The following is a 25901-nucleotide window of genomic DNA, read 5'->3' as shown; positions in this document are numbered from 1 at the left end:
CACGGATAAGGAAAAGAGTGATGAAGTTGAATATGAGAAGTCTTAGGTGCTTTGTAGCCGCAACGCTGACTTTATCCGTTTTGTCGGGTTGTACTTTCATCAGTGATCCTGTTTCTAAGATGAAATCCCCACAATTGTCTGCTGACAAAGCAACACTTATGGCTGCTATTAATTCACTTAAGCCAGCGGGGTCCACGTTGATTCGACCGACCAATGACGAGGATAGTACCATTTTTACTGAGGATCTCAATAAGGATGGAATAATGGAGACACTAGTGTTCTATAAGACACCTGGAGAAGCTGTAGAGATTCACGGGATGATCTTGGAGAAACAAGGCGACACCTGGGTCAAGAAGCTTGTATTCGATGGTGACGGAACTGTGCTGGAGTCGGTTGATATAAAGGACATGACGGGTGATGGGAAGCTTGAAATTGTTACCGGATATTCACGAGGTGAAGAAAAGGGGCTAGTGGTCTATAGCTATTCCAGCGGTTCATTGGTAGAGTTGCTTTCACATCCGTATACAAAATATATGATTGATGATCTAAACGGAGACGGAATTGAAGATATCACCGTTGTTTATTTTAAAAGAAATGAATTTTCGACCATTTCAATCTATCAGTACAATGATGATGGCTTTAAGGTTCTCGATAAACTTGATGATATAGACCCTTATTTTAACAATTATTACAATATTGTTGCAGGAAAAATCTCGGAGGATAAAGAAGGAATCGTATTGGATGCTGCAGTGGATTCTCAATCTGCTTATTCCTCGATTGTTCTTATGGAGAATAATAAGCTGCGTGTGGTTTTACCAGGTGATGCGCGGACTTATAAAGATCGTCGGATTGCAAGCGAAGATATTGATCATGATGGCATTATTGAAATTGGATTGCTTGAGGTACCCAAAGGGTGGGAGTATTTCGATCCAGCTGAAATTCCATACTTTACCTCCTATTATAAATGGGATGGAAAAGACGGGCTGACCTTCACAACCCAGCTATATCATGATCCATCGGATCGATTCAATATTAATTTTTCTCCAGAATGGCATGAGAAGGTGACGGTTGATACGAAATCGGTTTTGGATGAGAACCTTAAGTTCATCATGTCTGATACAGGTGAGACGGTTGCTGAGGTTGCTTTCTTTTCTCCTTCTGAATGGGACCGGGTAAAGAATGACGGTTGGGATCTTCTTGCACGTGATGCAGCTAAGGTTATCGCCTACCGCGGTAAGTTAGAACAAAGTACAACAACGGAAGGAAGTAATAAAATTGCTTCCCCTATAGAAAGGAAGGGAATAGATGAGTAAAGTACTGATACTGGAAGATGAGGAGTCTATTCGTAGTTTTATTGTTATCAACTTGAAGCGTAATGGTTTCGAAGTGATAGAGGCTGCGGATGGGCATGAAGCTCTTCACAAGTTAACCACGATTCCTGATATTGATATCGCCCTATTGGATGTAATGGTTCCAGGTATTGATGGATTTGAAGTATGTAGACGAGTTAGAGAAACCAATGAACGTTTGGGTATTATTTTTCTGACTGCCAAGGTTCAAGAGCAAGATAAAGTGTATGCTTTATCCGTAGGTGCTGATGACCATGTTAGTAAGCCATTCAGCCCGACAGAACTGATAGCTAGAATTCAATCCTTGCTGCGTCGAGTGAACGTTCATCGTGAACAGTCAGCGAAGGTCTCTTTTGTTTCAGGTCCTTTCACCCTGGATCTAATTTCCAAACATTTCAAGCGTGATAATGAAGCGATTGAACTGACGCCAACGGAGTTTTCATTAATTCAATTCTTCCTTGAAAAAGAAAATACACCGCTCAGCCGCGATCTTCTGCTGGATCATGTGTGGGGTAAGGAGTATATGGGTGATCCCAAAATCGTGGATGTGAATATTCGTCGTCTGCGCCAAAAGATAGAAAATAATCCGTCGGAGCCAGAATTTTTGCAAACGGTATGGGGACACGGATATAGATGGAAAGGCCAAGTACAATGATTAAGAAGGGGATGCGCAGGCAAATCGTTCTACACTACATTCTTGTAGTTTTTTTGGCGCTTCTCCTTGTAGAAGTTATCTTCTTGCTTGCCATCAGAACGTATTATTATGACAGTGTTTATAGCAAGATAAAAAACCACATTACCATGGCAGAGACGTTCTACCATAAATATCAGTTAGGTGGCGATAACAATTCGAACCAGCTGCAAGAGCTGCTGGATAGATTTTCGCTGAACAATACCGAACTGGAAGTATTGACCCTGAATGGGGATATGATTACCAGTTCAACTGGTTTTCAGCCTGACCGTACGATTACAACCAGTGACGTCCCAGAAGCAGTAGGAGGCAGTATTGGCCGCTGGGTAGGGCGCCAGAGTGGTACTAACGAGAGCGTTATGGCTGTATCTAAAATGTTACAGATTCACGGCCGTGATACGTATGTTCTAAGGTATCTTACTTCACTAGAAGGCATTAACAACGACTTGCTTAATCTTACATTACTGTCGATTGGAATAGGTGCAGCTGTCTTGGCTGTTGTTATCGTATTCAGCTTCGGACTTGCCAATTCTATCGTAAAACCGCTCAATAACATTACGGCGGTTTCAGCCCAGATGGCTAAGGGCAGATTTAATGTGCGAATTAAGGGGAATTACAAGTTTGAGATTGGTGATTTAGCTTCAACGCTGAATTATATGGCTCAAGAAATTGTGCGAAGCAATCAGATTAAGGATGATTTTATTTCTTCTATTTCACATGAGCTACGAACACCACTTACGAGTATCAAGGGCTGGAGTGAGACATTGATCTCTGGCGGCTATGATCCGGAGGAGACGAAGCTTGGTGTAAGTATTATTTCTAAAGAAAGTGAACGACTGATTGGTCTAGTGGAGGAGATTCTCGACTTTTCAAAGCTGCAGCAGAACCAAATGAAGCTATCCATTGGGATTGTTGACGTGAAAGTGTTACTTCAGGAGACGATACTGAATATTTGGGCTAAGGCGGAGAAGAAGCGTATCCACTTGCTTCTGGAATGTGAAGATGGGATCTATGTTAAAGGCGATGCTAATCGTCTAAAGCAAGTGTTCTTGAATCTGGTAGATAATGCTGTGAAGTTTTCCCATGAGGACTCCAGTATAGAATTGTCTGCGAAGAGACTGTCCTCAACTGAGACTGCTATCATGGTTCGTGATAGTGGAATTGGGATTAGTGAAGCGCATATCTCCAGAGTTAAAGACCGATTCTTTCAAGTGGATGCACTCAATGGGGGAACTGGCTTGGGGTTAGCGATCTCACAGCAGATTGTAGAACTTCATAATGGAACACTGGATATGGTAAGTGAGCTTGGAAAAGGGACGGAAGTTACCGTAATCTTACCACTTACTGAGAAACCACCTGAGGTCGTTTCAGATCAAGTAATGCCAAATCAAGCTATATTACCTGATTCAGATGTCTAGGGGGTATGGAAATGGATGTCTTGGGGAACTCAATTAGGATTGTTCGCGGAGAACCCGACCGGACAGGTGATATCTTAAGTTTACTGCAGGAAGCAGCAAATTGGATGGAGCTAAACGGGATTAAACAATGGACTCCAGGACAATTCAATGAGTCTGATATTGCAGGCTATTTTAACGACAGGCATGTTTATCTTGCGCTTGTCGATGATGTTGTAGTTGGAATGTTCACGTTACAATTTACTGACCCTCAATACTGGGGAGATAAAAATGATGAGGCCTATGCTTATTTGCATAGGCTGGCTGTAGCGGGTACACACCGCAGTCAGGGACTTGGGAAGCATATGCTTATGTATGCTGTGGTGCTAGCTAAAGAACTTGGGTGCAGAGGACTCAGATTTGATACCGTCGCACACAACATTAAACTCAATCGTTATTATCAAAGCATGGGTTTTCATTACATGGGCACTAACGATATGGGAAATGGTCGTTTAGTGAACCTTTATGAGCATTTTGAGGAGACACCTGATCCCGATCGTCTGATTCTTAGATTTATGTCTGAATCGGACTTTGAACACTTGAAACGATGGAGTGTATCACTTGATTATCTGAAGCAGTGGGCTGGACCTTCACTAACCTTCCCTCTTGACGATGACCAGCTTAATAAGTATTTGAGTGGAGCTAATCATCCAGCGAATTCTGACCGCATGATCTTTTGTGCGGTGCATGAAGCTACTCTAGAGGTCGTGGGTCATATCAGCTTTTCAACCATAGACCGTTCTAATCGATTTGCACGAATAGGTAGGGTTGTTGTAGATCCTGATTGTCAGGGTAGAGGCTTTGGAACAAGGATGATGAATGAAATGCTTCGGATCGGATTTGAGAGCTTGGGGATGCATAGACTTTCCCTGGGTGCGTTTGCTTTCAACACCGTTGCCTTGAAAACTTACGAAGCCGTGGGCTTTAAGCGTGAGGGCGTTCAACGTGAGGCAGCGCTGTTTGGGGATCAATATGTAGATTGTGTGGAAATGAGCATGTTAGATAGAGAATGGACAGCACTTCAAAATTCATAAAGATTAACCTCTAACAACCGAAGGGGCTGTTGCTCTGGTCATGATCGACCAGGACAACAGCCCCTTTTTATAAATATAAGAATGTATAAGTTTCACACTATACATCATCCTTATATTTCTCGCATAAACGCTTACCGTCCATTTGGGACGCCGAAGGCGTTTTTGCTTGATAAAGTATTTTTCTATATAATGGTTTTTATGAAGGGAGAACTTCCCGTAGACGTCCTGTCTTCTCATAAACATCCTGAAATAGACGGGAGGGTTGGTTCCGAACCGCTGGCTTTGGAGCTACGGTCTCATAAGGCCCAACGACTACAATATTATTTATACTTCCCTTGATGACAGTCCCATCCTTAATAATTGCACCTTCGCCAATAATGGCATTTTCAATCTGTACTCCACGCCCAATGCGGACGCCAGGCATAATAACACTTTGCTTAATCTGGCTCATTTTGCCGATTTCAACACCGTTGAAGATTACAGAACGTTGTAAGCTGCCTTCTTGTGTGCAGAATTCATTCACGAGTGAGTCCGTTGATGGGATCTGAACACGTGGTTTATGGACAGCAAGCTTGGTCCGGCGGTTCCGGCTGTACATCGGCCAAAGTGCTTTGTCGAGCTTCATGCCATTGTTTTTTTGCAGAAGGTCCATGTGAGCTTCCCAGAGACTACCCACAGTTCCAACATCTCTCCAGTATCCTTTGAAGCGGTAAGCGAATAAATCATCATTCTGATCAAGCATCGTTGGTATAACATCTTTACCAAAGTCATGACTGGAATTCGGATTAGCTGCATCCCGCAACAAGTGCTCCTTCAGATAAGCCCACTCAAACAGGTAAATACCCATGGAAGCCAAATTACTTTTAGGTACTTTAGGTTTTTCCGCAAACTCAGAAATTTTTAGTTCATCATTTACGTTCATTACGCCAAAACGACTGGCTTCATCCCACGGTACCTCCATTACGGAGATGGTGGCTTTTGCAGCTTTCCCTACATGATATTCTAGCATTTTCCGATAATCCATATGGTAAATATGGTCACCGGATAGAATGAGTACATGTTCTGGATTGCAGCTATCGATATATTCAATGTTCTTATAAATCGCATCAGCAGTTCCTGTATAGCTATCTCTGCCTTCAACACCGGAAGGAAGCAGGGTGACGCCTTTGTCCTTTTGACTATGTAAGCCCCAAGGTTCACCTTCTCCGATGTGATCATGCAAGGATTCAGCTTCATACTGTGTCAGGACACCTACTGTATCAATTTTGGAATTTACACAATTACTTAGTGGGAAATCAATAATTTTGTACTGTCCACCGAAAGGGACTGCAGGCTTAGCCATACTGGAAGTTAAGGGAGCCAATCTACGGCCTTCCCCTCCTGCCAAGAGCATGGCGATACAATCTTTTTTGTTATTCATTTGTTATCCCTCCCATTATTTTGTCAATGCTTGTAATATAAACTTACGACAAGCACTTGAAACGACATAGGTGAAGTATATTGCTGTGTAAAAAGAAAAATTACAATTAATATTTCTTTATCAGAAAATCTTTTGTTTTCACATCAAATCATTTTCAAAATGGTAATATTCGGTTAATGTAATAGGTACAAGCATTCAAAAAAGGTGGTGTAGAATTGGCTGAAATAGCAACAATCGATACCCTTCCGTCAGCTGCTGATATTTATTTGTTCCATGAGGGCACCAATTATCGCAGCTATTCTATGCTGGGTGCGCACACTGCCGCTGAAGAAGGCGTTACGGGCGTGCGCTTTACCGTGTGGGCTCCTCATGCGACATATGTAGGACTAGCTGGTGATCATAACGGCTGGGATGGAACACAGGACATGGACTCGTTATATAAGATACCCGATTCAGGATTTTGGAGTCGTTTTTTTCCGGGAATAGAGCCGGGAACTTTTTACAAATACAGGATTGTTGCCAGTGATGGCTCAAGCTTCCTAAAAGCTGATCCATTTGCCTTCAAAGCTGAGGTTCGCCCGGCGACTGCATCCGTTGTTACGGATCTCAGTGGTTACCGATGGGGGGATGCGGTATGGCGGAGAAAGAGTAAAACTCCATATCATCAACCGATGAACATTTATGAGATGCATTTTGGAACTTGGCGTCAAAAAGAAGACGGAGAATTTTACAGCTATAAAGAAATGAGTGAATTATTAATTCCTTATTTGGTGGAAATGGGCTATACCCATGTTGAGTTTATGCCGCTAGCGGAGCATCCATACGATTTATCTTGGGGCTATCAAGGAACGGGGTATTTCGCGGCGACGAGTCGATATGGTGAACCCCATGAGTTGATGTATTTAATCGATCATCTGCATCAAGCTGGAATAGGTGTGATTCTGGATTGGGTTCCGGCTCATTTTGCAAAGGATGCTCACGGTTTAAGAATGTTTGATGGTTCACCGCTTTATGAATATGCAGATCCGATGTTGGCGGAAAAACCAGGCTGGGGAACTCTTTCCTTTGATTTCAGCAAGCCAGAGATTTCTTCGTTTCTTATCTCAAACGCACTCTTTTGGTTTGAGTATTATCATATTGACGGGATGCGTGTAGATGCGGTTACCAGCATGCTTCGTCTCGATTTTGAAAAGCAGGCTCATCAATATCGGCGGAATGTGAATGGTGGTCTTGAGAATTTAGAGGCTATTAAGTTTATTCAGAACCTGAATAAAGCGATATTTCAGTATTTTCCTAAAGCATTGATGATGGCAGAAGAATCCAGTGCTTGGCCGGGAGTTACTGCGCCCGCTCATGAAGGTGGGCTAGGTTTCAATTACAAATGGAATATGGGATGGATGAATGATACATTGGGCTACATAGAACATGATTTCTGGGGGCGTCCATATCATCATAATTTATTAACTTTCCCAATATGTTATGCTTATGCCGAAAATTATGCATTACCGCTATCGCATGATGAGGTTGTACATGGTAAGAAGTCGTTGCTCGACAAAATGCCGGGTTCTTATGAACAAAAGTTCGCAGGACTTAGGCAGCTGCTTGGTTATCAAATATCCCATCCCGGAAAGAAACTCCTGTTTATGGGAGGAGAATTTGGTCAATTTATCGAATGGAAGGATCAGGAACAGCTGGATTGGTTGCTGCTGGACTATGAGAGCCATCGCGGCATGCTAGCCTATACTGCTGCTCTTAATAAATTGTATCGCTCGGAGAAAGCTCTGTGGGAGCTTGACCATTCTCAAGAGGGTTATCAATGGATTGATGCAGATGACAATGAGCAAAGCGTAATTTCATATATGCGTAAAGGTAAGAAGCCTGGAGATACCTTGCTGTTTATCATCAATTTTCAACCTGCCCAGCGTCAACAGTATCGTATAGGTGTCCCACGTCAAGGAACTTATGAAGAAATTTTTAGCTCGGAAGATGTAGCATTCGGAGGCTCGGGTATACACAATGCACCTCAGAAGAGCAAAAAGCTGGAATGGCATAATCAGGTGAACAGCATAGAGCTAACATTACCGCCTCTTAGCTTCCTAGTGTTTAAGAAAACAGCACGAGTGGGTAAGAGTAAAGAGGCAAATGAGTAATAGTAATGAGTAATAGTTCAAAGCAAGTATAGAGAATCCGTACACTTTAAAGGGGGAAATAATCATGAAAGTTTTATTTGCCGCAGCTGAAGCTCATCCATTTGTCAAAACGGGTGGCCTGGCCGATGTCATTGGGGCATTACCTAAAGCGCTGAAGGGTGCCGGGGTGGATGTACGAGTGATTTTGCCTAAATATCGTGGGATTCCTGAAAAGTTTACTTCGAAAATGGAACATTTAACGGAAGTTTATGTGCCAATCGGCTGGCGTAATCAATACTGTGGGATCGAACATATGGTTTATGACGGTATTCCGGTATACTTTATTGACAATGAGTACTATTTTGGGCGGGACGGAATTTACGGATATATGGATGATGGTGAACGCTTCGCGTTTTATAATCGTGCGGTGCTGGAGTGTCTGCCGGCTATTGATTTTCAGCCTGATGTCTTACATTGCCATGATTGGCATGCGGCTGTGATCCCAATGCTGCTTCAGGGACATTATCGACACAATCCATTTTACAGCGAAATGCGAAGTGTATTTACTATACATAACCTGTTGTATCAGGGAGTGTTTCCTTATGAGGTGCTTGGGGAGCTATTAGGTCTGGATAGCAGTTATTTTGGAGGCGTGGAGTATTACGGGAATGTGAATTTCTTAAAAGGTGGCATTGTATACAGCGATCGAGTCACCACCGTTAGTCCAACCTACTCAGAAGAAATCCGGACCCCATATTATGGTTATGGGCTGGATGGATTGTTGAATGCGAGAGCGGATGTGTTAAGCGGTATTGTGAATGGGATTGATACGAAAAGTTATAACCCTGCAACAGATACAAGTCTTGTTACACGTTATCGTTCTAATCTGGCTAAGAAAACGGAGAACAAGCTAGCCCTGCAAGAGGAATTAGGATTACCTGTGGATGCTAATATCCCTATGGTTGCCATGGTTACTCGTCTTGTGGATTCCAAAGGCTTAGATCTGCTTACTCGAGTATTGGATGAGCTACTCTATAATGATGACATTCAATTTGTTCTGCTGGGAACGGGGGATGAGTCCTATGAGCGTTGGTTCAAGGAGGCAACTTGGCGTTATCCAACAAAGTTATCTTCACAAATCCTGTTTAATGATGCACTCTCACGCAAAATATATGCCGCTAGCGATATCTTTCTCATGCCTTCCAAGTTTGAACCTTGCGGGATCAGTCAACTTCTCGCATTGCGCTACGGAAGCATACCAGTAGTGCGGGAAACGGGTGGTTTAAATGACACTGTCCAAGCTTACAATGAAGAATCCGGTGAAGGTAATGGCTTCACGTTTAGCAACTACAACGCCCACGATATGATGTTTACGCTTCGCCGAGCGATCTCTTTATATAAGCAGCCTGAACACTGGAAAAAGATTACGAAAAACGCGTTCGCTGGCGATTACAGCTGGAATGTATCCGCTCAGCAGTACATTGATATTTATAATGAAATTACGGATTAAAGGTTTATCCTAATCTCTAACAGTTTAATAAGGAGTACTCTTGAAGTTTGGCTCATACTTCAGGAGTACTCTTTTTTATGGGAAAAAGGGAAATCTAGCCGCATGATTTGGTTAAGTTAGGGAATAGTAAAAATGTATAAAATTATATAAAATTTGAATAAATGTTGAATAATTATTTTCTGAACAATGAATCATTTGCTTTGAAACCCAATAAAAGGAAGTTATTGTCACAATTATGCCTTTGCATATTCATGCGTTCTGATTTATAATAAGTCGGTCAAAGAGACAACTTGGATTTTTTTCATAAGAATAGGGGAGATATAGAAATGAACAAATGGGGTAAACTTGGTTTAGGTATGATATTAGCGGTAGGTCTGTTATCAGGCTGCGGTCAAAATAAAAATGATAATGATACCGCTGCAACTGGTAATGCTAATTCCGGTGGGGCTACTAAGAAGCTTACAATGGGAACAAGTGCTGATTTTCCTCCATACGAATTCCATAAAGTAGTAGACGGTAAAGATACTATCGTGGGCTTCGATATCGATATTGCTAAGGAAATTGCTGCTGATATGGGCGCTGAACTTGTAATTAAGGACTTGCCATTCGATTCACTGCTAAACGAATTGTCCAGCGGAAGAGTAGATATTGTAATTTCTGGACTGAGCCCAACTGAAGAACGTAAAAAGGCAGTTGACCTTTCAGACATTTATTACAAAGCTGAACAAGCCATTGTTGTGCGCGAAGCAGATAAAGATAAATACGCCACTATGGACGCTGTAAAAGGTACAAAAATTGGTGTGCAGACTGGATCGATTCAAGAAGAAATCGCTAAAGGGATAGAGGGAGCTAAGATCACTTCTCTTGGTAAAATCTCCGAAATCGTTCTACAATTGCAATCTAATCGTGTAGATACTGCTATCATTGAAGGACCTGTCGCCAAATCATTCGTTAAGAATGTTCCTGGTCTTGTAATTACTGATGCTAAGCCGGAAGTTGAAGACGATGGTTATGCAATTGGTATTAAGAAAGGCAATAAAGAGCTTTTGGATCAAGTAAACAGCACACTGACACGTTTAAACTCTGAAGGTAAAATTGATGAGTATGTGACGGCAGCTAGTGAGCTTGCAGATAGCACGAAGTAAAGAAACAACGGATATTTTTTAAGTCTGCTAAAGTAAATTGTATGTGTATACAGAAAATAGCGGCAATAGCTATTTTCTATTTTTTTGGAGATGGGAGGATAGGTTATGGATATTACTTTATTTAAAATGGCTTATGATTATCGTGATTTTTTCCTGACCGGTTTGCAGTATACTTTGTTACTTGCCGTTCTGGGTGTCTTCTTTGGTTTTATTCTAGGAATTATCGTTTCATTGCTGCGTATGTCCAAATGGGGTGTGCTTCGCTTCTTGGCAACAGCCTGGGTAGAATTCCTTCGTGGCACGCCTATGCTTGTACAACTTTTCCTAATCCACTATGGATTGGCTACGTTCGGTATTGAGTTTACACCGATTCAGTCGGGGGCAATCACTTTATCCATTAACAGTTCTGCTTACCTTGCAGAGATTTTCCGTGCTGGGATACAGGGGGTAGATCGCGGACAAATGGAGGCAGCCCGTTCGCTTGGAATGAAGCAAGGGATGACTATGCGTCATATTATTCTCCCTCAGGCACTGAAAAGTGTTCTTCCGGCAATCGGAAATGAATTCATCACCATTATCAAGGAATCATCGATTATTTCTTTTATCGGCGTTACGGATTTGATGTTTCAAGCCCGTACGGTTACAACGATTTCATACGATGGTATGACACCACTGGTAATAATCGCATTTATGTACTTTGTACTGACATTTACGCTATCCAAGATCCTTGGCAGATTGGAAAGGAGGCTGAATACCGATGATCGCCGTTAAGAACTTGCAAAAAAATTATGGGAAGCTGGAAATTCTCAAAGGGATTGACTTGGAGATTCATAAGGGTGAGGTCGTCGTCGTGATCGGACCGAGTGGATCGGGTAAAAGTACCTTCCTGCGTTGTTTGAATTTACTGGAGCAGCCAACAGGTGGCGAAATCACGTTTGAAGGTGAATCGATTACCTCTAAAAAACATGATATTAATGTCACACGTGAGAAGATGGGGATGGTATTTCAGCAGTTTAACCTCTTTCCTCATAAAACAGTTCTGCAAAATATTACTCTCGCACCTATTAAGGTGAGAAAGCAGCAGCAGGCTGAAGCAGATAAATTTGCAATGGAGTTACTGAAAACTGTAGGGCTGGAAGATAAGAAGGATGCTTATCCAGCTCAGCTATCCGGAGGACAGAAGCAGCGGATCGCGATTGCCCGTGCGCTGGCGATGCAGCCCCATGTGATGCTCTTTGACGAGCCAACCTCAGCACTTGACCCAGAAATGGTCGGTGAGGTGCTGGAGGTTATGAAGAAGCTTGCAGAAGATGGGATGACAATGGTCATTGTTACGCATGAGATGGGCTTTGCCCGCGAAGTGGGCGACCGTATTCTATTTATGGATGGTGGCGTCATTGTAGAGCAGGGTACACCGGCACAAGTCTTCGGGAATCCTCAACATGCACGTACGCAGGATTTTTTAAGTAAAGTGTTATAATAAGTTAAATTACAGCGGCACTCGGACAAGTTATCCGGGCGCCGCTTTATTTTTTTAACAGTTGCGTTAATTGAGGATATAATGGACTGAGTTCATTTATTTATGTAAACCATGTATAATAGATGGTCAATCAACTTGAAAAGGAGTACATACATAATGAGAGATGATCTGCGCCGTATAGGCATTATCGATATTGGTTCTAACTCCATACGTCTTGTAATCTATGATACAACGCCGGAGGGAGGCTATAAGATCATCAAGGAGTGTAAGTACTCTGCACGTCTTAGTGAGAAGATTACGAAGGAAGGTCGACTGGAGCAGAAGGATATGGAGACCATTATTCCTGTCTTGCGTCAGTTTAAGGAGATCTGCAATGCTTTTGAAGTGGAGACTATACGTGCGGGTGCTACAGCGGCAATCAGAAACGCAGCTAACTCTAATGAAATTATTACCTTCTTGTCACAAGCTTCTGCGATTCCAATAGAGGTTATTAGTGGTCATCAGGAGGCTTACTTTGGCTTCTTAGGTGTCATAAACGCTTTTAATGTTGAGGATGGTTATGTCATAGATATTGGTGGCGGCAGTACTGAAATCACACTTTTTCGCGGACGCCGTTATCAACATAGCATTTCCTTTCCATTTGGAGCGGTGAATACAAACCTGATGTTCGGACAAGGTGGTAACTGGAACGGAGATCAGATTCACAAGCTGGAGACTTTTGTTCTGGGGAGATTGGTAGAACATGATTGGCTTAACGCAACAGCGGGTCTTCCGTTATTTGGACTGGGAGGGACAGTGCGTTCTTTAGGCAAGCTGGATCAAAAAACGAGAGCATACTCATTACCTAACTCGCATGGTTACACCATGGCTAGTGAGACGATTGAGCATTTTATGAACACATTACCTTCAATGCCTTACGATAAACGTAAAGATTTAGATGGGCTGTCTAAGAGCCGAGCAGATATCATTGTATCCGGTTTAATTATTTTCCATACGGTATATCAGTATGTTGGTGCTAGCCAGGCTGTAATCAGCGGTGAAGGGCTCAGAGAAGGTATGCTTCATGATCTACTGAAGCCGGAGCAACCGGTGCGAGACAGTGCGCTTGAATACAGTTTAAATACGATCATTCGGTTTGATATTCGTACCTCTAAACGGTATTTGGATCATATCAACAAGCTTGCGCTAAGTCTGTTTGATGCATTCAAGGATGAGGAGAATAAAGCTGAACATGAGATGTTGATTTATGTATCCATCATGCTGCATCGCACGGGATCTAACATTAACTATTATCAATCCAAACGTCATACCCTGTATTGGCTAATGAATTCACCGATTCGTGGGCTAACACACCGTCAGCTTATCTTATGCGCGATGATTGCCTCGTATAGCACAAAAAGCCGGAAGCAGAAACTGTCCCAAATGTATAAGGACATTTTACTGCCTTCCGACGAAGAGTGGATTCATAAGCTCGGATCGCTTGTTCAGCTAAGTATTGCACTGGACAGCACCGAGATCGGGATTGTAAGTGGCTTGAAAGCTAATCTACACGGCAATTCACTTCATCTGGACCTTGAGGGCGCCTCAGCACTTCTGATCGGTCTAGAGGACATTGAGAACGCCTTAAAAGCATTTAAGAATGCTTGGGCGGTAAAGGTAAAACTCGGGTTCCCTTCCAACGTATAACATCCATAGCTGCGAACTGGCTCCGGAAAGGGGCCTTTTTGTCGTCTGGTTGCTCGTAATATCCGTTAGGCTGTAAGAAGCTGGCCTTCACATTATCTTTAAGGGATAGTTCAAGAATCTTAACTATCTGTTTACGAATATTGCTGTCTTTGACTGGGCACATCAGCTCAATCCGGCGGGTTAGGTTTCTTGTCATCCAGTCTGCACTGGATAAATAAACCTCAGGCTTTCCACCATTTTCAAAATAGTAAATTCTTGAATGCTCCAGAAAGCGGTCGACAATACTGCGAACCGTAATGTTCTCGCTCAAGCCTTCAATCCCTGGACGAAGACAACAAACTCCCCGAACGATTAAATCGATCGATACACCGGCCTGTGCAGCACCATATAAATCGTCAATGACTTGTTGATTGGAAAGAGAGTTCATTTTGGCAATGATACGTGCAGGTCTACCAGCTGCAGCATGCTCCGCTTCACGGTGCATCAGCTTTTGTAAGGAAAGACTCATATTCGTCGGAGCAACAATAAAGGAGTTCCAGTCAAAATTGGCGGAATAGCCAGTCATTTGATTAAATAGCTCAGAAGCATCGAGTCCAATATCGCTTTGAGCGGTAAATAGACTGAGATCCGTATATACTTTGGCGGTACTGTCATTGTAGTTTCCTGTGCCTACATGCACGTAGCGACGTAATTCTTGACCTTCCTGACGGACGATCAAAGTAACTTTGGCATGCGTTTTGAGTCCAACTAAACCATAAACGACATGACATCCGGATTTTTCGAGTTGGCGAGCCCAAGCGATGTTACGTTCCTCATCAAACCTGGCCTTTAACTCTACAACCACAGTTACCTGTTTCCCGGATTCAGCAGCATTAGCGAGTGCAGTGATCAGCGGAGAGTTTCCACTAACCCGGTACAAAGTCATCTTAATGGCCATCACCTGTTCATCCTCTGAGGCTTGAATGATAAAGTCCGTCATCGCGTCAAAGGATTCGTAAGGGTGGTAGACTAGGACATCCCGCTCACGCAATACCTCAAAGAAATCCTCATTTTCTTCAAATTCAGCAGGGTAGACGGGCTCGATACTTGGATAGTTTAAGTAACCAAAGCCTTTAATACTTCCAGCGAAATTACGAAGGAAACTTAGGTCTAGTGGACCTTCAATTTCGAATACGAAGTCCTCCAGTTCAAACTCAGCTTGCAGCTGTTCCAAAGCATAAGGATGAATGCCTTTTTGTACTTCAAGTCTTGCAGGGACACCGCGACGACGCTTGCGCAGCTCTTTTTCAATCTCTTCTAGAAGATCCTCGGCCCCTTCTTCGTCGATCGTGAGATCAGAGTTGCGGGTCAAACGAAATTCACTAACAGCCACTGGCTCGTAACCACTAAACAATGTTTGAATGTGATGACGAATGACATCCTCTATAAATACGAACTGCCGTTTCTTACTGTTTGATCGGTGTGGAAGAGGGATACATCTCGGCAGATTTGATGGAATTTGCAGAATTGCAAAAAAAGGCTCCTCTTCAAGGCCATTCTTACGAGTAAGAACTACTGCTAAATAGATGAATTGGCTATGAACGAGTGGAAACGGTCGACTCTGGTCAACAGCCATTGGTGTAAGTACAGGATAGATAATATCCCGGTAATATTGTTCTATGGACTGTTCCTGTGCATGAGTGAGATCCTCATAATCCACAAAAACGATTCCTTCTTTATGCAAGCTCCGTGAAATATCACGGAAAATCCGGTATTGATCGGCAACAATTTTGGTAACTCTCTTAATGAGACGTTTATATAACCCGGAAGGGGTGTAGCCAGTGAAATCTTTTTTCGTATACCCCGCCCGGATTTGATCTTGAATTCCTGCTACTCGAACACTTATAAATTCGTCCAGATTACTTGAGACAATAGCCAGAAATCTAGCGCGTTCCATAAGCGGGTTATCTGGGTCTTGCGCTTCTTTAAGCACGCGTCGATTAAACTCGATCCAGCTCAAATCTCTATTGAGGTAAGCAGTGGCTGGACTGCTTTGGTTGTTTTTATTCTCTTCTGTATTCATGAGACCTCCAAATATGATTCGTTATCTATATCTAATCTATTTATCATATTCTATCATTCTACTATTGGATAAAGCATGAAATGTTAACGCTATGTAAAATCTTCGGGAAATTTATATGATATTTTTTAAAAAAAAGGTGCATGAATCTTTATACGAAGTTTACATAACAAAAAATATGTTAACTGAAATCTGAAAAGATGACAAAATTGAAACTTGATATTTCGTAATGGTAACAATTACATAGGCACAGGTTACAAAATTGTGATATATTAAGTCCTGTCAGTTTTACAAAAGACCACAACACACCATGAAATCACACGGGATGTACATAGGTACTCAAAATGTACACGAGCGTATACGGAAGTCATACCGTTCACGCCCATCTAATGAGGAGGCAATTATGAAGAACAAATTTAGAACAATTAAAGCCCTTGCTGCAGTAATGGGAATCAGTGCATTGTTGCATGCTGTACCAGCACATGCAGACAGCGTTCATATCGCTAAAGAAGGCAATACTTTTTATACTTTATCCAAGCAATACAATGTAGGTATGAATGAATTAATGAAAGCAAACCCAAACGTTGCAGCACTTAATATTTACGAAGGTCTTGAGATTACGATACCTAGTAAAATGCAGGCTGAGTCCGTAACCACAACTACAACTACAACTGACAATTCACCAGTGATTACACCAAATCTGAATGTAAACTCAGGGACCAAAACAGTTGAAGCATGGGGTAAGACCTTTAATTATGACAAAACGATTCAAGTTAAAGCATCAGCTTATTCATCAGCAAGCAGTGAGAATGGCGGATGGGGTGCTGTAGATTATTTCGGAAATCCGCTCAAGCTTGGTACTATTGCAGTTGATCCAAATGTGATTCCACTCGGTACCAAAGTGTTGGTAACTGGTCATTCACATGATGGATTGCCTAAAGATGCTTTCTTAGCTACGGCAACAGATGTGGGCGGTGCTATAAAGGGTAATCGTATAGATATCTTTATTCCTGGTAGCCAAAGCTTTGTATCATCTTTTGGTTATCAATATGTACAATTATACATTGTTAAATAGAGAGATAAAAATAGAAAGACTTATATAGATAAATAAGAGATATGAAAAGTTCTAAAAAAGATAAATAGGAAACGGAGGGAGTCCTTAGCGGCTGCCTCCGTTTTTTTTTAGAAAATATCATTAAGTCTATGTTTGTGGGGATTCTTTATTTACTTTTGGATACCTGTAGTAATTGAGGAACAGTAACGAATGTATAACCCCGTTTGCTCATAATAGTGATTACTTCAGGCAAGGCTTGAATCGTTCCTTGTAGTTGACTACCAGGACCTCCTCCACCGTGTTGAAGAATAATCGCTCCTCTTCCAATATGAGCTAGAATGTTATTTCTAACTTGGTTTTTGGAAAGTCCCTTCCAGTCTAAAGAGTCCACATTCCAATTCACCAGCGTGTAGCCATGATTTTTCGCCCACTTTAACTGTTGTTCACTGATGTCCCCATAAGGTGGGCGAATTAGACGAGGTTTATATCCCGCCAAGGTCTGTATAATATTTTCGGTCTTAATGATTTGTGTCCGAAAATCATTCATCTCTAATTTCACAAACTGAGGGTGGTTATACGAGTGATTACCAATCGCATGACCTTCTCTAATCATCCTTTTTACCAACGCTGGATGTTTTTTTGCTCTACTTCCCACCACAAAGAAGGTTGCCTTGACATGATATTTTTTTAGGATGTTTAGCAATTGGGGGGTAAATCTTGGATCAGGAACATCATCAAAAGTAAGTGCGATGACTTTATTCCGAGGCCCACTTGTCTTAAAAGTTTCTGGATATTTGTGTAATAGCTGACTTAACGTCAGACCCTTAGTGTTCTTATTATTGTTAAGCGTCGAACTATTTGTAGCAGCGCTACCTGCTGAAATTGCCTTATCTTCGTCTGAAACAGGTGCGCTTTGTGTTTGTTCTTGCGGAGTTTTCTGACTCTGCACAGGCGCTGACGCAACCTCTGAAGAATAGGTTGGGAATAGCATAGTTATGATTGTTCCTAATATTACAAGCAGTTTCTGACCTCTCCGTTGAAAATACATCCCCATCTGCCTCCTTTACTACCTGATCACCGTCATATTCTTAATTGTTATCTCCATAGATGGGTAGATTTATGCTGATAACAATACAGTATTGGTTAAGATTTCTTGAAGGAACCAATGCGTGTATACTAATAGAACGGGGAATTCCCGAGTCAATTATAGATTACGGAAGGATGGAGACATGAATGTCTGATTTGTTTGCACCGTATGAATTGAAGGGGTTATCGCTGAAGAATCGTATTGTTATGCCACCTATGTGCCAGTATTCGGTGGATAAAGAGGATGGTATCCCTAATGATTGGCATTATGTTCATTATGTAAGCCGTGCTATTGGTGGTACAGGATTTATTATCGTGGAAATGACTGGCGTACATTCAGACGGTAGAATCACTAATCGAGATACAGGAATTTGGAGTGATTCACAAATTGATGCTTATCGTAGAATCACAGATGGTGTACATGCCTATGGATCAAAAATCGCAGTTCAATTAGGACATGCTGGACGGAAAGCCGTGGATGCAGAGCCGCCAGTAGCTCCATCAGCAATTCCTTTTGATTCTAAATCTAAAACGCCACAGGCTCTTTCTAAGGATGGGATTTTAGAGTTGATCGAAGCTTTTCGTGAAGGTGCGCGCAGAGCTGTGGAGGCAGGATTTGATACGGTTGAAATTCATGGTGCACACGGTTATTTAATTCACCAGTTTCATTCACCATTGACCAATATCAGAAAAGATGAATATGGCCAAGATCCTGCGCTGTTCGGAGAACAAGTAGTTAAAGCTGTCCGAGAAGTAGTTCCTGTGGACATGCCATTGATTATGAGAATATCTGCTAAGGAATATGTAGAGGGCGGATATGATGCTAATTATGCCCTGGATATTTGCCGCCGGTATAAGAATGCTGGTGTGGATATGTTCCATGTTTCTTCAGGTGGGGAAGGTCCAATAGGTTCAAATGGCGGGCCCAATGCCGGACCTGCTTATCAAGTGGATCTGGCTGAGTTTATCCGCAGTGAATTACAGGTGCCAGTAATTGCAGTAGGGCGGCTTGAATCTTATCCTGAGGCACAGTCCATTGTCGCGGAAGAACGGGCGGAGCTGGTAGCAGTTGGCCGTGGGATGTTAAGTGATCCATATTGGGCTTTACATGCGGAAGAAGCGCTTGGAGGCGTGCATAACGTACCCAAACCTTATGAACGTGGGATCTGGAAAAAAGGATAGCTCGCTTTGAATGTGAAGTTTGTCACAGATTTTATGTTCCTTCTAAGGCAATCTTAATAAAGATAAAATTTGAAGGAGCTTGATAACGTGGGGATGGTTTTAAGTAACGATAGGCTAACAGACGGAGTGTACCACCTTAAGGTTGAAACGAATAGTGGCGGTAAAATGGGTCAATTCTACATGTTACGGGCATGGGGAGCTTATCCCATCCTTTCCAGACCGTTAAGTATACATGAAGTGAACGAAGATAGTATTGAATTTTTATATCACGTAGTAGGGGAAGGTACAGAGATATTTTCTCGGTTGACTCCTGGTGATTCTGTGGAGCTTGAAGGACCTTTTGGTACGGGATTCCCGCAGGTAGAAGGGAAGGTTGCACTTATCGGTGGTGGGATCGGAATAGCGCCGCTATATTATTGTGCAAAGCAGCTCCCCGGTTGTGATGTCTTTCTAGGATTTAGTCGGGAGGCTTATCGGACAGAAGCCTTTCGTCCATTGGCTGCCGAGCTTACAGTAGATGTAGGCGGATTTATTTTGGATCGTGTAGACTTTAGTCAATATGATCATATTTTTGTCTGCGGTCCGCACCCAATGCTTAAAGCTGCACAGCTTAAAGGCATAGCAGCTGAAGAGGCAGGCAGCAAAACAAAAGTTTACCTCTCTCTAGAGAACCGAATGGCTTGCGGTATTGGTGCTTGTCTTGTCTGCAGTGTTTCATGTCGTGATGGACAACGAAAAGCCTGTGCAGACGGACCTGTGTTCCTTTCAGAGGAGGTGATATTCCATGACTAAGATGAGCACAACAATTGCAGGCGTGCATTTTAAGAATCCGATTGTAATGGCTTCAGGCACATTCGGCTTTGGTCGTGAGTACGGAAAGCTGTATGATGTATCTTTACTAGGTGGAATCTCAGGCAAAGGGCTCACCCTCCATCCAAAAGCAGGTAATCCTGGCACTCGAGTATATGAGACAGCCTCTGGTATGCTGAATAGTGTAGGATTGGAGAATCCTGGTGTAGCCGCGTTCTTGGAAAAAGAATGCCCTTATTGGGAAACACTCGATACCGCTCGTTTGGTGAATCTTGGGGGCGGGACGCTTGAAGATTACGTACTTGGAGCAGAAATGATCCAACGTGATGCTGATCTACGATCAAGCTTAGGTAAAACAGCTGTTGATATGATTGAGTTGAATATTTCCTGTCCAAATGTAAAAGAGGGTGGAATCGCATTTGGGATCAAGACTTCTGAAGCTCAAAAAGTAGTACAAGCTGTTAGACGTGCTACTAAGCTGCCACTTGCGGTAAAGCTGTCTCCAGGTGCTGAGAATATCGTTGAAATGGCGCAAATGTGTGAGGAAGAGGGAGCAGATGCCGTCTCTCTGATTAACACTATTTCCGGTATGAAGATTGATGTGAGACGGAGAAGCAGTGTGTTTAATAACTTGTATGCCGGACTGTCCGGACCAGCAATTAAGCCAGTGGCTTTGCGCATGGTGCATCAGGTTGCTCAGAACATATCTATTCCGGTGATCGGAATGGGGGGCATCACCACAGCTACTGATATTATTGAATTTATTATGGCAGGTGCTTCGGTAATTCAGGTGGGAACCTACAATTTCATGAATTTAAGAGCGGGTAGTCAGCTTGTTGAAGAGCTTGAGCAATTCATGGTGCAAGAAAATATTCAATCCTTGGATGAAATACGTGGCATTATATAAAGTAGAGTAGTGAGGAGATACTATTGGCTTCTAACAAGATTAATCCTGATGATATTGAGCTGACGGCGACGGCTGTCGGACGTGATCTCTTGCTCGTAATTTGTGGTGGCGTTCATCATATCGGAGCGTCAAGTACGGCTTATCTAAATGGAGATCAGGTTGAGGTGCAAACCTCTGCGGTTCCTCACCATAAAGAGCACACGATAAGCGAATCAATTGCGGTCAAGGTAGCGGAGGCGCTGAACAAGACGGTCACAGTTGTTATGGGCATTCATTACGACGAGATCACGAAAGAAGGCATTATGGAAGTCGTAGAAATTGTAAATAATAAAGTTAATCAATATTTAGCGCAACAAATTTGAAACGGGATTGGCAATTCTGCGTAAAAGATATCAAGTGAGTTTTTAAATTATCTTTTGGAGGAATGAAACCATGTCTATATTTAAAAGATTGCGCGATTTAACGATGTCTAATGTGAATGCGATTATTGACAAAGCAGAAGATCCAATTAAAATGACGGATCAGTACATTCGTGATATGACCGAAGATTTGGAAGATGCAGAAAAAGCGGTAGCGGCTCAAATCGCTATTGAAAAGAAATTCAAGCAGCTGTATGAAGAACAGGAAGCGCTTGTTAACAAACGTACACAACAGGCACATGCTGCAGCTCAAGCTGGTAACGTTGATCTCGCTCGCCGTGCTCTGGAAGAGAAAAAGGCTGCTGAAGCTAAATTGGTAGAATATAAAGCTAGCTTCGATCAGAACAAAGCCTCTGCGGATAATCTTCGTGGGAAGCTTGACGAAATGCGCAAGCAACTTACTCAAATGAAGAACAAACGCGAAAGCTTGGTTGCTCGTTATAATGCTGCCAAAGCTCAAACTGAAATTAATAAAGCGATGAGCGGCTTCAGCTCTGATTCCGCATCTGCTGGTCTGAAGCGTATGGAAGAAAAAATGCTGCAAGCAGAAGCTCAAGCAGAAGCAAGCAACGAAATGAGCTCGGGCAACAAATCACTTGATGATGAGTTCGAGAAGCTGAACAAAGATCAAGCAGTAGAAGATGAATTGGCTGCTCTGATGAAACAATATGAGAAGCAATAACATTTGATCTTAGCCGATTCACGGCTGATGTTCACAGGCGAAGGGGAGACAGGAATATCGTTTCCGCTTCGCTTTATCTATGCTTATGACAGGCATGCAAAATGAATAAGCGGGGGCTATTTGAATGGATTTCCATATCCTGGTGTCCATGGTCGTGTGGACGGTGAGCGGTGCGGTGTTACTGTTTGTGCTAATGTTTGTGGATTCACTTTTCACTCGATACAATGATCTAGAAGAGTTAAAGGCTGGAAATATGGCAGTTACTACACGTTTTGTGATGAAGCTATTAGCACAGGCATTCATTTTATCGTCATCGATAGCTGCATCTAACAGTTTGCCAGATGCTTTGTTGGTCTCGATTGTATCTTTTTTTCTTTTGCTTATATTGGAAAGAACGGTCCGTCTTCTCTTAGCTAAATGGGGGAATCTGGACCTGGATCATGGGACACAGCTTGGCAAAATTGGATACGGCTTATTATCAGGCTCACTGCAAATTACGGGAGCTTTAATTATTTCTGCATTTATGTAGGGGGAATGATCAAATTGAGTATATGGAAACGTATAGGTAATCTTTTCTCCAAACCAGTGACTCAGGAAGTACAGAAAAGTATGCTTAATTTGTCTCCCGGAGACATCTGTGAAGTATCACTCGTTACCTACGAGGTAACCGGCAGGACTCATAATCGTGGACGAAACGCAGTAGTACTGACGTTAAGAGATGGTAGTCAAATTGCCTATTTGCATATTGAGGAGCGGGAACAGCTACAATATGGTTTGTATAAACCTATCGATGGGCGCTTAGATAATCCTGCTGAAGTTCCAACAACTCTTGAACTGGATGATTATACATTTTTTCTGGAGGAAGAGTATGAAGGATATGTTGCTGTTGCTGGCCAAACCCCTTTTATGAATGGTGGAGAACAGCATGTATGGCAATATCAGTCAGACGATTCTCGGCTTCTGCGTGTGGAATGGCAACATGGACGGTTCATGCTTTATGAAGGAGAAAAAGTAATTCCTGGTGATGTAAAGGTTATTAGAGCATCCTAGAAATGAATCGTAGGAGATGTGATCTTGTGATCGCATCTTTTTTTGTGCAATTTTGTAGTTGAAATAGGTAAAGGATTTTGCCGTTTCCGCAATTCATTTATCTTCAGGATGTCTCATGTTAAAATAGTACCTATTATACTGAAAAATGGACGATTTAGAGCGGAGGCATTTGTATGGAGGATCATAAATTTCAGCGCAGAGCACTTCAAGTAAAAGAGGCACAAGCTAAAATAATCAAATTTGCTAATCCGTTAGAGCCACAGAAGGTCCCGTTGAATGAGTGTTGTGGTCGCTATTTAGCTGAGGAAGTAATTGCTCCGCATCCTTTCCCAGCGTTTAACCGTTCGAGCATGGATGGATATGCGATTATCGCAGCGGATACGAATCTCTGTGTAAATGGACAAGTCGTATGGTTAGAAATGGTGGACAATATTCCATGTGGCGCTGTGCAATCTGTAGATATTACTTCGGGAACAACAGCAAGAATAATGACAGGGGCACAAGTTCCGTCAGGGGCAGATACTGTAGTAATGCTGGAAGTAACGGAGACACGTGTGGAGGATGGAAAGACTTTCGTTGGTATTCGTAAGAAGCAGGAAGCGAATTCTAATATCACACCGATGGGGCTGGAGTTAAGTCCTGGCGAGCTAGTGCTGCCAGCGGGACGATTAATCTCTGCGGGGGATATCGCTGTTCTGGCAGCGTTTGGTATACATACAGTGAAAGTCTATCGTCGGCCTAAGGTGGCAATCTTTGCGACAGGAACAGAGCTGCTAGAGGTACATGAACCGCTACAGCCCGGAAAAATTCGAAACAGCAACTCTCCTATGCTTGAGGCTTTAGTCAAAGAGGCAGGCGGGGAGCCAGTGATGCTGGGATCCATTGTGGACGATCTGGAGCTGGCCCGAAGTAAAGTGCAGATGGCGCTGGAAACTTATGATTTTGTAATCACAACGGGTGGTGTATCGGTAGGAGATTATGATATTATGGGCGATTTGGTACGTGAACAGAGTGGAGATATGTTGTTTAATAAAGTGACGATGCGTCCGGGGAGCGTTACCACTGCTGCTGTTAGAGGGGGGAAGCTGCTGTTAGCCCTATCAGGTAATCCAGGTGCTTGTTTCGTTGGGTTTCAATTGTTCGCACGTCCCGTTATCAGATTAATGCAAAGTGCCTCACAACCCTTCTTGCCTGAATGGAGAGCTACACTTGGTGCAGATTATAATAGAGTAAATAACTTTACCCGATTTGTTAGAGCACGACTAGAGATCCGGGATGGTAGTCTTTATGCCTTTCCAGCAGCTATTGACGAATCTTCTGTGACGGTCACGATCAAGGATAGCGATTGTCTGATAGTTTTTTCACCAGCGGAAAATGGAATATCTGCGGGAGCTAAAGTAACTATTATCAAGCTTCCTGGAGAAATTCGTGGATAGGATAAAGATGAAATGTACTTTTTACATTAACAATAGAACGGAAATAGCTAAAACTAATATTCCAACGATATTATTTATAACGTTTCAACATATGAAAAATTCACAATAGAAAAGCCAATAATTTAACATAATGCTAATCTGATCAGTCTTTCTATACAATGTAGAAAGAGAACCGGCCACACCTTTTCCATAAAAATCGGAGGAGGTATGGCCGGGTTTTTGCGAAAAATTAACTATCCAAACGACGTTCAATCGCCTCAGACATCGTTTTGTCTGTGAGGTGAGCATAGATTTCGGTTGTTTCTGTGGAAGCATGCCCGAGCTGTTCTTTTGTTTTATAAATATCATTTTGCAGATAATAGTCTGTAGCAAAAGAGTGACGAAGCTTATGTACCGTTAAATAGGGCTTACCAAAACGTTTTGCGTATTTAATAATCATTTCTTGAATGGCCCTTTTGGTCATACGTTTACCTTCTTGACGTCCGTTGGGCAAAGCGATAAACAATGCTTTTTCCCTCTTTGGTGTTTTATAACGAGATTGACGCAGGTTTAGATAAAGAGCTAAATCATCCTTTGCTTGTTCACGAAAATAAACAGGGGTTTTGAAGGTTTCATCATTATTCCCTTTTCGAGTGACATAGAGTAGCTTGTTGTTAATATCCAGATCATCCACGTTCAGATTGACTACTTCAGATACCCGGAGGCCAGAATTAAGAATTAAGCTGGCAATACAGGCGTCGCGTTCACGATTTAATTGAAAAGAATAATAAGCCTGCTTGTTTCCTTCAACATCTCGTCCATATCCTTCAAAAATATAACCCACGAATTCCAGCAGTTCCTCATCTTCTAGAATCTTGCCCTTTAATTTAGCAGCGGTATCCTTAGGCTTATGCGTTCGTTTAACTTCTACCTTGGCCATAATATTTCGTTTAAGCAAAGGATAGAAATTCTCGTCCTCAGCGATTTGACTTAAATAATGAAATAATGAGCGTAATGCAGACAGTTTACGAGATACGGTTACACGTGTATTTGTTCCCTCTGCACGGGTTGTGAGATGCAGACGGTATCCAACAATACTATCCATATGCAGGGTTTCTAATTCAAGTAGCGTGATCTCTGTATTGGAGCTGGCTTGAGAGAGACCTTCGGCACGTAGCCATCCGAAAAAGGACTCATAGTCCCGAATATACTCCAGGAGGGTGGAGGGGGATAGATCAGGACGTTTATAGTCAATGAACTGCTGAACGAACCAAGGCATGAGAGGTAGCTTTAGATCCAGTTTTTTACGGTCATCGTTCTTTTGAACGCTCATGTGATT

At 42.4% G+C, this 25901-nt stretch carries 23 protein-coding genes; 19 read left to right on the top strand and 4 right to left on the bottom strand.

Features of this window, described 5'->3' with window-relative positions; genetic code table 11:
- The first annotated feature begins 32 nt into the window (after positions 1-32).
- The 4 genes from ACDZ28_RS25310 to ACDZ28_RS25295 are packed head-to-tail and all read left to right on the top strand — an operon-like array spanning position 33 to position 4528.
- Complete coding sequence (locus ACDZ28_RS25310; RefSeq protein WP_042132236.1) at positions 33-1313, top strand: hypothetical protein; 1281 nt, start codon at positions 33-35, stop codon at positions 1311-1313.
- Positions 1306-2004 carry a response regulator transcription factor gene (locus ACDZ28_RS25305; protein WP_042128265.1) on the top strand — a complete coding sequence of 233 codons (699 nt, stop codon included), beginning with the start codon at positions 1306-1308 and terminating at the stop codon, positions 2002-2004. The genes ACDZ28_RS25310 and ACDZ28_RS25305 overlap by 8 nt, the downstream gene beginning before the upstream one ends.
- Complete coding sequence (locus ACDZ28_RS25300; protein ID WP_042128263.1) at positions 2001-3458, top strand: cell wall metabolism sensor histidine kinase WalK; 1458 nt, start codon at positions 2001-2003, stop codon at positions 3456-3458. Before ACDZ28_RS25305 ends, ACDZ28_RS25300 begins: the two co-directional genes overlap by 4 nt.
- Positions 3459-3469: 11 nt before the next feature.
- The gene (locus ACDZ28_RS25295) at positions 3470-4528 is read left to right on the top strand and encodes a GNAT family N-acetyltransferase (protein ID WP_375103080.1); all 1059 of its coding nucleotides are present in this window, start codon (positions 3470-3472) and stop codon (positions 4526-4528) included.
- A 196-nt stretch (positions 4529-4724) separates the two neighbouring features.
- On the opposite strand, the gene ACDZ28_RS25290 is transcribed toward ACDZ28_RS25295, so the two are convergent.
- Entirely contained in the window at positions 4725-5948 is a 1224-nt protein-coding gene (locus ACDZ28_RS25290; RefSeq protein WP_375103079.1) for a glucose-1-phosphate adenylyltransferase, read from the bottom strand.
- A 215-nt stretch (positions 5949-6163) separates the two neighbouring features.
- Here ACDZ28_RS25290 and glgB point away from each other — a divergent pair, with 215 nt between their 5' ends.
- From glgB to ACDZ28_RS25260, 6 genes are all read left to right on the top strand, one after another.
- Positions 6164-8098: a 1,4-alpha-glucan branching protein GlgB gene (glgB, locus tag ACDZ28_RS25285; protein WP_081389809.1), complete on the top strand. Its 1935-nt coding sequence runs from the start codon at positions 6164-6166 to the stop codon at positions 8096-8098.
- Positions 8099-8162: 64 nt separating this feature from the next.
- Positions 8163-9587 (top strand): glycogen synthase GlgA, encoded by a 1425-nt coding sequence (gene glgA, locus ACDZ28_RS25280; protein ID WP_375103078.1) that lies wholly within the window; start codon positions 8163-8165, stop codon positions 9585-9587.
- A 326-nt stretch (positions 9588-9913) separates the two neighbouring features.
- The gene (locus ACDZ28_RS25275; protein WP_042128255.1) at positions 9914-10732 is read left to right on the top strand and encodes a transporter substrate-binding domain-containing protein; all 819 of its coding nucleotides are present in this window, start codon (positions 9914-9916) and stop codon (positions 10730-10732) included.
- A 105-nt stretch (positions 10733-10837) separates the two neighbouring features.
- The gene (locus tag ACDZ28_RS25270) at positions 10838-11503 is read left to right on the top strand and encodes an amino acid ABC transporter permease (protein WP_042128253.1); all 666 of its coding nucleotides are present in this window, start codon (positions 10838-10840) and stop codon (positions 11501-11503) included.
- Positions 11490-12212 (top strand): amino acid ABC transporter ATP-binding protein, encoded by a 723-nt coding sequence (locus ACDZ28_RS25265; RefSeq protein WP_042128251.1) that lies wholly within the window; start codon positions 11490-11492, stop codon positions 12210-12212. Before ACDZ28_RS25270 ends, ACDZ28_RS25265 begins: the two co-directional genes overlap by 14 nt.
- 156 nt (positions 12213-12368) lie before the next feature.
- Positions 12369-13898 (top strand): Ppx/GppA family phosphatase, encoded by a 1530-nt coding sequence (locus ACDZ28_RS25260; protein ID WP_375103077.1) that lies wholly within the window; start codon positions 12369-12371, stop codon positions 13896-13898.
- Here the strand turns inward: ACDZ28_RS25260 and ppk1 are convergent.
- Positions 13846-15960 carry a polyphosphate kinase 1 gene (gene ppk1 / locus ACDZ28_RS25255; RefSeq protein ID WP_375103076.1) on the bottom strand — a complete coding sequence of 705 codons (2115 nt, stop codon included), beginning with the start codon at positions 15958-15960 and terminating at the stop codon, positions 13846-13848. The two genes, ACDZ28_RS25260 and ppk1, sit on opposite strands and share 53 nt — an antisense overlap.
- A 400-nt stretch (positions 15961-16360) precedes the next feature.
- Here ppk1 and ACDZ28_RS25250 point away from each other — a divergent pair, with 400 nt between their 5' ends.
- Entirely contained in the window at positions 16361-17032 is a 672-nt protein-coding gene (locus ACDZ28_RS25250; RefSeq protein ID WP_042128246.1) for a 3D domain-containing protein, read from the top strand.
- A 145-nt stretch (positions 17033-17177) separates the two neighbouring features.
- Here ACDZ28_RS25250 and ACDZ28_RS25245 read toward each other — a convergent pair whose 3' ends face one another.
- Positions 17178-18059, bottom strand: coding sequence for a polysaccharide deacetylase family protein (locus tag ACDZ28_RS25245; RefSeq protein ID WP_042128244.1), 882 nt, complete (start codon positions 18057-18059; stop codon positions 17178-17180).
- Positions 18060-18244: 185 nt separating this feature from the next.
- Here ACDZ28_RS25245 and ACDZ28_RS25240 point away from each other — a divergent pair, with 185 nt between their 5' ends.
- The 8 genes from ACDZ28_RS25240 (at position 18245) to glp (ending at position 24583) form a co-directional block, all read left to right on the top strand.
- Entirely contained in the window at positions 18245-19279 is a 1035-nt protein-coding gene (locus tag ACDZ28_RS25240) for an NADH:flavin oxidoreductase/NADH oxidase (RefSeq protein ID WP_375103075.1), read from the top strand.
- Positions 19280-19366: 87 nt separating this feature from the next.
- A complete protein-coding gene (locus ACDZ28_RS25235) occupies positions 19367-20071 on the top strand; it encodes a dihydroorotate dehydrogenase electron transfer subunit (RefSeq protein ID WP_156114818.1) in 705 nt (234 codons plus the stop codon).
- A complete protein-coding gene (locus ACDZ28_RS25230; protein ID WP_042128240.1) occupies positions 20064-20996 on the top strand; it encodes a dihydroorotate dehydrogenase in 933 nt (310 codons plus the stop codon). The genes ACDZ28_RS25235 and ACDZ28_RS25230 overlap by 8 nt, the downstream gene beginning before the upstream one ends.
- 23 nt (positions 20997-21019) lie before the next feature.
- Complete coding sequence (locus tag ACDZ28_RS25225; protein ID WP_231573789.1) at positions 21020-21358, top strand: hypothetical protein; 339 nt, start codon at positions 21020-21022, stop codon at positions 21356-21358.
- A gap of 70 nt (positions 21359-21428) precedes the next feature.
- Positions 21429-22097 carry a PspA/IM30 family protein gene (locus ACDZ28_RS25220; RefSeq protein WP_042128238.1) on the top strand — a complete coding sequence of 223 codons (669 nt, stop codon included), beginning with the start codon at positions 21429-21431 and terminating at the stop codon, positions 22095-22097.
- A gap of 124 nt (positions 22098-22221) precedes the next feature.
- Complete coding sequence (locus tag ACDZ28_RS25215) at positions 22222-22626, top strand: DUF350 domain-containing protein (RefSeq protein WP_042128236.1); 405 nt, start codon at positions 22222-22224, stop codon at positions 22624-22626.
- A gap of 14 nt (positions 22627-22640) precedes the next feature.
- Positions 22641-23147 (top strand): DUF4178 domain-containing protein, encoded by a 507-nt coding sequence (locus tag ACDZ28_RS25210; protein ID WP_042128234.1) that lies wholly within the window; start codon positions 22641-22643, stop codon positions 23145-23147.
- A gap of 173 nt (positions 23148-23320) precedes the next feature.
- Positions 23321-24583 (top strand): gephyrin-like molybdotransferase Glp, encoded by a 1263-nt coding sequence (gene glp, locus ACDZ28_RS25205; protein WP_042128232.1) that lies wholly within the window; start codon positions 23321-23323, stop codon positions 24581-24583.
- Positions 24584-24812: 229 nt separating this feature from the next.
- Here the strand turns inward: glp and xerS are convergent, their stop codons facing one another.
- Positions 24813-25895: a tyrosine recombinase XerS gene (xerS, locus tag ACDZ28_RS25200; protein WP_042128231.1), complete on the bottom strand. Its 1083-nt coding sequence runs from the start codon at positions 25893-25895 to the stop codon at positions 24813-24815.
- Positions 25896-25901 lie beyond the last annotated feature (6 nt).

The sequence above is a fragment of the Paenibacillus sp. RS8 genome (assembly GCF_041956825.1).
Taxonomy (GTDB): Bacteria; Bacillota; Bacilli; order Paenibacillales; family Paenibacillaceae; genus Paenibacillus_AQ.
The sequence above is the reverse complement of the archived record's forward strand: the minus strand, read 5'-3'. Positions and strand labels throughout refer to the sequence as shown.

What these genes read in the sequence shown, in the direction of transcription:
- ACDZ28_RS25310 (WP_042132236.1), top strand. Translation starts at nt 33, where the DNA reads ATGAGAAGTCTTAGGTGCTTTGTAGCCGCAACGCTGACTTTATCCGTT.
- ACDZ28_RS25305 (WP_042128265.1), top strand. Translation starts at nt 1,306, where the DNA reads ATGAGTAAAGTACTGATACTGGAAGATGAGGAGTCTATTCGTAGTTTT.
- ACDZ28_RS25300 (WP_042128263.1), top strand. Translation starts at nt 2,001, where the DNA reads ATGATTAAGAAGGGGATGCGCAGGCAAATCGTTCTACACTACATTCTT.
- ACDZ28_RS25295 (WP_375103080.1), top strand. Translation starts at nt 3,470, where the DNA reads ATGGATGTCTTGGGGAACTCAATTAGGATTGTTCGCGGAGAACCCGAC.
- ACDZ28_RS25290 (WP_375103079.1), bottom strand. Translation starts at nt 5,948, where the DNA reads ATGAATAACAAAAAAGATTGTATCGCCATGCTCTTGGCAGGAGGGGAA.
- glgA (WP_375103078.1), top strand. Translation starts at nt 8,163, where the DNA reads ATGAAAGTTTTATTTGCCGCAGCTGAAGCTCATCCATTTGTCAAAACG.
- ACDZ28_RS25275 (WP_042128255.1), top strand. Translation starts at nt 9,914, where the DNA reads ATGAACAAATGGGGTAAACTTGGTTTAGGTATGATATTAGCGGTAGGT.
- ACDZ28_RS25270 (WP_042128253.1), top strand. Translation starts at nt 10,838, where the DNA reads ATGGATATTACTTTATTTAAAATGGCTTATGATTATCGTGATTTTTTC.
- ACDZ28_RS25265 (WP_042128251.1), top strand. Translation starts at nt 11,490, where the DNA reads ATGATCGCCGTTAAGAACTTGCAAAAAAATTATGGGAAGCTGGAAATT.
- ACDZ28_RS25260 (WP_375103077.1), top strand. Translation starts at nt 12,369, where the DNA reads ATGAGAGATGATCTGCGCCGTATAGGCATTATCGATATTGGTTCTAAC.
- ppk1 (WP_375103076.1), bottom strand. Translation starts at nt 15,960, where the DNA reads ATGAATACAGAAGAGAATAAAAACAACCAAAGCAGTCCAGCCACTGCT.
- ACDZ28_RS25250 (WP_042128246.1), top strand. Translation starts at nt 16,361, where the DNA reads ATGAAGAACAAATTTAGAACAATTAAAGCCCTTGCTGCAGTAATGGGA.
- ACDZ28_RS25245 (WP_042128244.1), bottom strand. Translation starts at nt 18,059, where the DNA reads ATGTATTTTCAACGGAGAGGTCAGAAACTGCTTGTAATATTAGGAACA.
- ACDZ28_RS25240 (WP_375103075.1), top strand. Translation starts at nt 18,245, where the DNA reads ATGTCTGATTTGTTTGCACCGTATGAATTGAAGGGGTTATCGCTGAAG.
- ACDZ28_RS25230 (WP_042128240.1), top strand. Translation starts at nt 20,064, where the DNA reads ATGACTAAGATGAGCACAACAATTGCAGGCGTGCATTTTAAGAATCCG.
- ACDZ28_RS25220 (WP_042128238.1), top strand. Translation starts at nt 21,429, where the DNA reads ATGTCTATATTTAAAAGATTGCGCGATTTAACGATGTCTAATGTGAAT.
- ACDZ28_RS25215 (WP_042128236.1), top strand. Translation starts at nt 22,222, where the DNA reads ATGGATTTCCATATCCTGGTGTCCATGGTCGTGTGGACGGTGAGCGGT.
- glp (WP_042128232.1), top strand. Translation starts at nt 23,321, where the DNA reads ATGGAGGATCATAAATTTCAGCGCAGAGCACTTCAAGTAAAAGAGGCA.
- xerS (WP_042128231.1), bottom strand. Translation starts at nt 25,895, where the DNA reads ATGAGCGTTCAAAAGAACGATGACCGTAAAAAACTGGATCTAAAGCTA.